Below are 8,178 nucleotides of genomic sequence, written 5' to 3' on the forward strand. Positions count from 1 at the left end.
TTGACAATAATTTTTTTGTAAAGTTCAGCCTGAAGCACGCAATAGGATAAATAAGTCGCAGCCCATTCGGTTTACCATATTATAGCGTGTGGATTTTTTCATTCTTCAAGGCGCAACGACGGACGCGTAGCCCTAGCTCGCAACCAGCGTTGGAACGCAGACTGATGGAAAAAGCCGCCGTCCAGAATATGTGAAACCAACTGGTTAGGTACTTAACAACTCGGTTTGCACTGGAGGGGCGTTATCTGGATGAGAAAAATTATTGCTTGCCTGCTTAAAAAAACCGGTAGCAACTGGCTGATAATCAGGCTTAGAGGATGTTACACAGAATGCTATGGTCCTCAGCGTTTTCGGGCTGATTTTTCTGTTGTGAACTTGCACTCCCAGTACTCAGACACATTCTTAAAGTCTTCTCGGAGAGGTATTGAACAACATCAGGGTTCCTGTAGATTGCTGATCGGATAAAATCCCTATCGCGCCTGAGTTCATCAACAGCATAATTGAAAACACGACAATGATGTTCAATCAGGTTCAGCAGATACTCGCGATCACTCAGTATTCTTTTACTGGCACATTTTAAGTTCACAATATTATCATCGATAACCATTTTTTATAATGTTTTTATCACTTCGGATTCGTTCACTTGCATACCTCAGCGCTGGTGGATAACTGGCGATAGCGGTCTTTACAATATTTTCATCATCCCGCATTTCCGGGCCAGCATCATCCAGCCAAATGCCATTCTCTTTGACTGCGGTCATGACGACCTCTTTATCATTCTTCATTTTTTCACTAGCAAACTCAAGGTCTCCTTGACGTTCTGCAATGATTGGTAATACCAGGTCTTTATCATTCCGAACCCGTTGACTGCCATATTGCAGTCCGTGCTTCAGCAAGGCTTTTTTGAATGTTTCTTTATCACCAGAAAGCCACAGATCCGGAGGGACTTCTAAACTTAGCCAGTAACTGTAGGATGATGGTTTTATAACATAGTATTTATCTCTCAAATCGGGATAAACATCCTCAACCAATAGAGCCGTTCTTCTGGCATCCAGGAATAACAAATGATGTAAAAATTCCCTGCGGGTTTCTTCAGTGATCTCATTGCTCATTAATATTTGCCGATAGTCGTCCTCCGATTTATTACGACACGATTTATTACGACACTCGGCAAACCGTTGGGCATAATTAATAAATTGCTGGTAGTGATCGGGTAATAACAGCAAATAATCAGGACTGTAGGAGAAATGCTCCTCATAATACATTGCGAAAAGGCAATGTTGAAAGGCGAACCTGTCAGCTTCTGCCGCAACATCGCCGCTCAGGCGTTGTGCCAGTGAGCTAAAGCTCCACTGATCTCCTTCAAAAATCTTAATGTACTGCATTTTACAATCCACATTACACATATCACGTAATACAATAATCAGTTTTTCAAAGGCATCCTGCATGTTTTCAGTTGCTTTTATTCGAGTGCATTCGACGATAATGCCTCCCGCTACCGCATTGCAAAACAGCTTCATGCTATCAGCATTTTCATCCAGTTGGAGCACTTTCAGTAACTGCACCAGAAACCACATACGCTTTAACTTGGCGGTTGTATCAACACCATCATCTTTATAAAACTGGTCAGAGAATTTCAGCCGTAAGGTTCGTTCTTTGCCTCCCTCTGCGCATTCAAGCAGCTCAATAAGGCACACATGACTTCCAAGCTTCAGGTTGACAATCAAGACATCATTCATAATGACGACAGTCCCTGAACAAGCAAACTTTTCAATTAATGCTTTCGAGGACGGCCTCAATAGCGGTAGCTTTTCTCCCGGGTTGCGCTGAGTTGTGTAATCAAGGTAGGTAATTTTCTTTTCTTTTGATAGCTTGCCCTGACCGGAAAGCTGAGTGATCGGTGCCAGTGCAGATACAAAGCGCCAGTGCAAGGCAAAAATCAGCTCATGAACACTCCGGACCTGCTCAGCCTCTTTAGGATTCAGTGCTTGCAGAGAGGATTGCAGTTGCTGACAGGCAGTCAGCCATTGATGAAATGTTATCTGCCTGTTTTTACCATCATCCAGAAGCAGGATAATAGCCTCCAAACTGGATCGGATGGTTTGTTTCAGCGCCTCGAGCCGGTTGCACAATGTCGGTATTTCATCCCGCAATAACCGAACCTCGTAAGCACCTGTTTTTCCCGCCAGCAACAAGAACGCATGGTAGCCATCCAGAAATGCTTCAGCCCCCTGAACCAGCCGATTTACCCTGACTCTGATCTCTGCCAGCAACTCTGAACGTTGTGGTGACATGCTCAGTTTTATGGGATTTGCCAGATAATCCAGTCCGCCACCAGAGGCAAAAAATGCCAACAAACGGGCATTTTGATCCGTGAGCCACTGAAAACCGCTGGCGACATTAAGGAATGTGCCTTCAGGAGGGGACAAATCATCCCGTGACGGGACGGCTCTGAGCAGCGACACATCAGAAAATGCAGAGGACTGGCTTCTGCGACTGGCAAGTTTTCCACTAAGGTCACCGACAACAACAAAGGCGCCAGGCTCACCTTTGAAGCGGGCAAAGGCCAGCGTCGCCTGTTGGCCAACCTGAGCGGCCACGACCGCGAACTGTCCACCGGCCAGCATCAAGGTTTTTCCTGCCTGTTTCATAAGGATCGCGACATGATCATTGAAGCCTCCTTCGGCAAAGACAAAACCCCCGGCCCGTTTCAGGAACCCTGGCTCAAGCATCCAGTCTGCAGCATGGTGGGCTAAGACAATGGCTCCCTCTGGCATAGAGTCTGCCGCTTGTTCTTCAGCCAGCCAGAGTGTTCCGGTGCAATGGCCTTCGCTGACACCCTCGCCAATGGCCAGGGTCTTTTTGGGTATAGGCATCGCAAAATCCATGCCGCCAGAAAGCCGGGTAACAGGGCGCACCTGCAACAGGAACAGGTTACCCAGATGATCGATGGCAAACTCCACATCCACCGGACAGAGCAACAGCTTTTCCAGCTCTGTCACCGCCTGACTGAGTTTTGCAACCAAATGATCACTGAGTTTATGAACACTGTCGTCTGATTGGGCGTCCGCATCATAAATTTCTGTTTCCAGATAGCCATCATTGTTTTTGTGCAGGACAAAGTGACTTGAGACCTTGCCGGGAAAGTATTGAAAGTTTTCAGCGCCTTCCTTGCGACAAATATTAATACGATGGGGCGTGTTACCGGACTGCCCTGCCACTATGCCTTTGGGCTGACCCTTTGTGTACTCAATCCTGATGGTATCATCCTGAAAAGATTGAAAGCTCATGACGACTCCACCATATCGACAGTCAATACACTGTTGGATGATCAGCGCCATGGGTTGCGGTATGCCTTCGGGACAGACTTCAGGCCGGTAACCTGAGGCCATGACCATGAGACAGGTTCTGAAAACATCGCCTCCTGCCTGAATGACAGAGAGGTATTTGCCTGCCTGGGCATCGCCGTAGTTATCTTCGTTGATGCCGGAACTGCGGACAATCACGGGCTGTGATCCAGAGAGTCGGTCCACCTGACGGAGCAGCTCCCGGATTTTTCGGGCCGCTTCAGAATCTTTAACCTGTTCGTAAAAGTCATCACTGTCAATAAATGTTGCCATAGCTGACAGCCAGTGATCCCTTTTGGATTGCTCTGAAGGCGGCAAGGTATTGAGGTATTCCCGGATGTTCCTGAGGCTGGTCTTTGCCAGCGGTTCATCAACAAACCCTTGGAAATAGTGGTCTAAAGCATGGGTACCGAGAGGGTGTTGTGCCAGCGCATTCATGATTTGAGCAGTCACACATTGGAAGGGCGGAACAGACAGGCCCGCTTCTTTCATGCGCTGCAAAAACATCCCCTTGCCGCCGAGTTGTTCCCGATTGGGAGGAGAATAGCCAGCAGTCTGATCTGCAACAGATGGACGACAATCACGCTTGGCCAGAGGAGTTTCCCTGGTCAGAGCGCCACAGGGACCGGGATCACTGAAACGCTTTTTGGATAGGCTGCGAGCCTCCCTGGATGGACCGCCAGCGTCGGCATTCCGATTTGGATCAGTTTTCAGGATTTGACCCTCTGAACGGCCAAAATTAGCATGAAACATCAAGATATCCCTCTATTATTAACATTCATCCATGGTTCAATGGCTGTGGCATTAATCAATTACTTTGTTTGGACAATACTATTTTTATAAAGTTCAGCCTGAAGCACGCAACAGGATAAATAACAACTCGGTTTGCACTGGAGGGCGTTATCTGATGAGAAAATTATTGCTTGCCTGCTTAAAAAAACCGGTAGCAACTGGCTGATAATCAGGCTTAGAGGATGTTACACAGAATGCTATGGTCCTCAGCGTTTTCGGGCTGATTTTTCTGTTGTGAACTTGCACTCCCAGTACTCAGACACATTCTTAAAGTCTTCTCGGAGAGGTATTGAACAACATCAGGGTTCCTGTAGATTGCTGATCGGATAAAATCCCTATCGCGCCTGAGTTCATCAACAGCATAATTGAAAACACGACAATGATGTTCAATCAGGTTCAGCAGATACTCGCGATCACTCAGTATTCTTTTACTGGCACATTTTAAGTTCACAATATTATCATCGATAACCATTTTTATAATGTTTTTGTCGCTTCGGATTCTTTCACTTGCAAAACTCAGCGCTGGTGGATAACTGGCGATAGCGGTCTTTACAATATTTTCATCATCCCGCATTTCCAGGCTGGCATATTTCAGCCAAATGCCGTCCTCTTTGATTGCAGTCATGACAACCTCTTTATCATTCTTCATTTTTTCACCAGCAAATTTAAGATTTTCTTGACGCTCTGCAATGATTGGTAATACCAGGTCTTTATCATTCCGAACCCGTTGACTGCCATATTGCAGTCCGTGCTTCAGCAAGGCTTTTTTGAATGTTTCTTTATCACCAGAAAGCCACAGATCCGGAGGGACTTCAAAACTTAGCCGGTAACTGTAGGATGATGGTTTTATAACATAGTATTTATCTCTCAAATCGGGATAAATATCTTCAACCAATGGAGCCGTTCTTTTGGCATCGAGGAATAACAAATGATGTAAAAATTCCCTGCGGGTTTTTTCAGTGATCTCATTGCTCATCAATATTTGCCGATAGTCGTCCTCCGATTTATTACGACACTCATCAAACCGTTGGGCATAATTAATAAATTGCTGGTAGTGATCGGGTAATAACAGCAAATAATCAGGACTGTAGGAGAAATGCTTCTCATAATACATTGCGAAAAGGCAATGTTGAAAGGCGAACCTGTCAGCTTCTGCCGCAACATCGCCAGTCAGGCGTTGTGCCAGTGAGCTAAAGTTCCACTGATCTCCTTCAAAAACCTCAATGTACTGCATTTTACAATCCACATCACACATATCACGTAATACAACAATCAGTTTTTCAAAGGCATCCTGCATGTTTTCAGTTGCTTTTATTCGAGTGCATTCGACGATAATGCCTCCCGCTACCGCATTGCAAAACAGCTTCATGCTATCAGCATTTTCATCCAGTTCGAGGGCTTTCAGTAACTGCACCAGAAACCACATACGCTTTAACTTGGCGGTTGTATCAACACCATCATCTTTATAAAACGGATCAGAGAATTTCAGCCGTAAGGTTCGTTCTTTGCCTCCCTCTGCGTATTCAAGCAGCTCAATAAGGCATACATGACTTCCAAGCTCCAGGTTAACAATCAAGACATCATCCATGATGACGACAGTCCCTGAACAAGCAAACTTTTCAATTAATGCTTTCGAGGACGGCCTCAATAGCAGTGCCTTTTCTCCCGGGTTGCACTGAGTTGTGTAATCAAGGTAGGTAATATTCGCTTCTTTTGATAGCTTGCCCTGACCGGAAAGCTGAGTAATCGGTGCCAGTGCATCTACAAAGCGCCAGTGCAAGGAAAAAATCAGCTCATGAACACTCCGGACCTGCTCAGCCTCTTTAGGATTCAGTGCTTGCAGAGAGGATTGCAGTTGCTGACAGGCAGTCAGCCATTGATGAAATGTTATCTGCCTGTTTTTACCATCATCCAGAAGCAGGATAATAGCCTCTAAACTGGATCGGATGGTCTGTTTCAGCGCCTCGAACCGGTTGCACAATGTCGGTATTTCATCCCGCAATAACCGAACCTCGTAAGCACCTGTTTTTCCCGCCAGCAACAAGAACGCACGGTAGCCATCCAGAAATGCTTCAGCCCCCTGAACCAACCGATTTACCCTGACTCACGATCTCTGCCAACAACTCTGAACGTTGTGTTGACATGCTCAGTTTTATGGGATTTGCCAGATAATCCAGTCCGCCTTCAGAGGCAAACAAAAGCAATTAAACGGGCGGATGGATCCCGGAGTCAATTGAAACCGCTAGCGACATTAAGGAATCGTGCCTTCAGGGGGGGACAAATCATCCCGTGACGGGACGGCTCTGAGCAGCGACACATCAGAAAATGCAGAGGACAGGCTTCTGCGACTGGCAAGTTCGCCGCTAAGGTCACCGACAACAACAAAGGCGCCGGGCTCACCTTTGAAGCGGGCAAAGGCCAGCGTCGCCTGTTGGCCAACCTGAGCGGCCACGACCGCGAACTGTCCACCGGCCAGCATCAAGGTTTTTCCTGCCTGTTTCATAAGGATCGCGACATGATCATTGAAGCCTCCTTCGGCAAAGACAAAACCCCCTGCCCGCTTCAGGAACTCTGGCTCAAGCATCCAGTCTGCAGCATGGTGGGCCACGACAATGGCCCCCTCTGGCATAGAGTCTGCCGATCTGTTCTGTCTAGCCAGCCAGAGTGTACCGGTGCAGATGGCCTTCGCTGACACCCTCGCCAATGGCCAGGGTCTCTTTGGGTATTGGACATCGACAAAATCCATGCCGCCAGAAAGCCGGGTAACAGGGCGCACCTGCAAAAGGAACAGGCTACCCCTGATGATCGATGGCAAACTCCACATCCACGGGGCAGAGTAACAAGCTTTTCCAGCTCTGTCAGCCACTCCGACTGAGTGTCGAAACCGTGTCATCACTGAGTTGTTGTCCAACGTCGCCTGACTGGGCATCGGCATTATCAATTCTTGTTTCCGAATAGCCGTTATCGTTCTTTTGCAGGATGAAGCGACTTGAGATCGTCCCCGGAAAGTATTGAGAGCTGGCAGCTTCTTCTTCACGATCCTCGCGATAAATATCAATACGGTGGGGCCTGTTTCCGGACTGCCCTGCCACTGCGCCTCTGGGCTGACCCCGTGTGTACTCAATCCTGACGGTATCATCCTGAAAGGATTGAAAACTCATGGCGACTCCGCCATATCGACAATCAATGCACTGTTGGATAATGAGCGCCATGGGTTGCGGTATGCCTTCGGGACAGATTTCAGGCCGGTAAGCTGAAGCCATGACCTTGAGACAGGTTTGCAAAATATCTTCTTCTCCCTGAACCAAAGAGAGGTATTTGCCCGCCTGGGCATCGCCGTAATTATCCTCATTGATGCCAGAGCTGCGGACAATAACCGCTTGTGATGCAAGGAGTACACCCAGCTGACGGCGCAGACCAGCTATTTGTCGAGCCGCTTCAGAATCTTTAACCTGTTGGTAATAATCATTACTGGCAATAAATTCTGCCAGACCCGACAGCCAGTCATCCCTTTTGGTTTGCTCTGAAGGCGGCAAGGTATTGAGGTAGTCACGAATGTTCCTCAGGCTGTTCTCTGTGTCCCACTCATGGACAATCCCGGGAAAATAGCGGTCTAAAAGATGGCTATCCAGAGGGTGTTGTTCAAGCGCATTCATAACTTGAGCAGTCACACATTCGAAGGGCGGAACAGACAGACCAGCCTTTTTCATGCGCCACAAAAACATCCCCTTGCCCCCGAGTTGTTCCCGATTGTGAGGAGAATAGCCAGCAGTCTGATCTGCAACAGATGGACGGCAGTGACGCTTGGTCAGGGGAGTTTCGCTGGTCGCAACGCCACAGGGATAAGGATCACTGGAATGCCTTTTAGATAAACTGCTAATCCCCTTGGATGAACTGTCGGCACCAGCATCCCGATTTGGATCAGTTTTCGGGATTTGACCCTCTGAACGGCCAGAATGAGCAGGAAACATCAAGACTTCCCTCCGTTATTGATATTCATCCATGATTCAATCGCTGACGAATAAACAAATCCCTTTCT

5 protein-coding genes are annotated in these 8,178 nt (G+C 47.5%); all 5 read right to left on the bottom strand.

What is annotated here, in order from left to right; all coding sequences use genetic code 11:
* Nucleotides 1-310 precede the first annotated feature (310 nt).
* Nucleotides 311-586 (bottom strand): DUF4116 domain-containing protein, encoded by a 276-nt coding sequence (locus ACO6V5_RS25215; protein WP_422492217.1) that lies wholly within the window; start codon nt 584-586, stop codon nt 311-313.
* A 7-nt stretch (nt 587-593) separates the two neighbouring features.
* Nucleotides 594-4,100 carry a PEP/pyruvate-binding domain-containing protein gene (locus ACO6V5_RS25220; RefSeq protein ID WP_422492218.1) on the bottom strand — a complete coding sequence of 1,169 codons (3,507 nt, stop codon included), beginning with the start codon at nt 4,098-4,100 and terminating at the stop codon, nt 594-596.
* Between the two features lie 214 nt (nt 4,101-4,314).
* Nucleotides 4,315-6,228 carry a DUF4116 domain-containing protein gene (locus ACO6V5_RS25225; RefSeq protein ID WP_422492219.1) on the bottom strand — a complete coding sequence of 638 codons (1,914 nt, stop codon included), beginning with the start codon at nt 6,226-6,228 and terminating at the stop codon, nt 4,315-4,317.
* A gap of 162 nt (nt 6,229-6,390) precedes the next feature.
* A complete protein-coding gene (locus tag ACO6V5_RS25230) occupies nt 6,391-6,954 on the bottom strand; it encodes a PEP-utilizing enzyme (protein WP_422492220.1) in 564 nt (187 codons plus the stop codon).
* Between the two features lie 43 nt (nt 6,955-6,997).
* Nucleotides 6,998-8,110, bottom strand: coding sequence for a PEP/pyruvate-binding domain-containing protein (locus tag ACO6V5_RS25235; protein ID WP_422492221.1), 1,113 nt, complete (start codon nt 8,108-8,110; stop codon nt 6,998-7,000).
* Nucleotides 8,111-8,178 lie beyond the last annotated feature (68 nt).

This window comes from Endozoicomonas sp. ALD068, assembly GCF_049310145.1.
In the GTDB taxonomy this organism is placed as follows: Bacteria; Pseudomonadota; Gammaproteobacteria; order Pseudomonadales; family Endozoicomonadaceae; genus Endozoicomonas_A.

What these genes read in the sequence shown, in the direction of transcription:
- ACO6V5_RS25220 (WP_422492218.1), bottom strand. Translation starts at nt 4,100, where the DNA reads ATGTTTCATGCTAATTTTGGCCGTTCAGAGGGTCAAATCCTGAAAACT.
- ACO6V5_RS25235 (WP_422492221.1), bottom strand. Translation starts at nt 8,110, where the DNA reads ATGTTTCCTGCTCATTCTGGCCGTTCAGAGGGTCAAATCCCGAAAACT.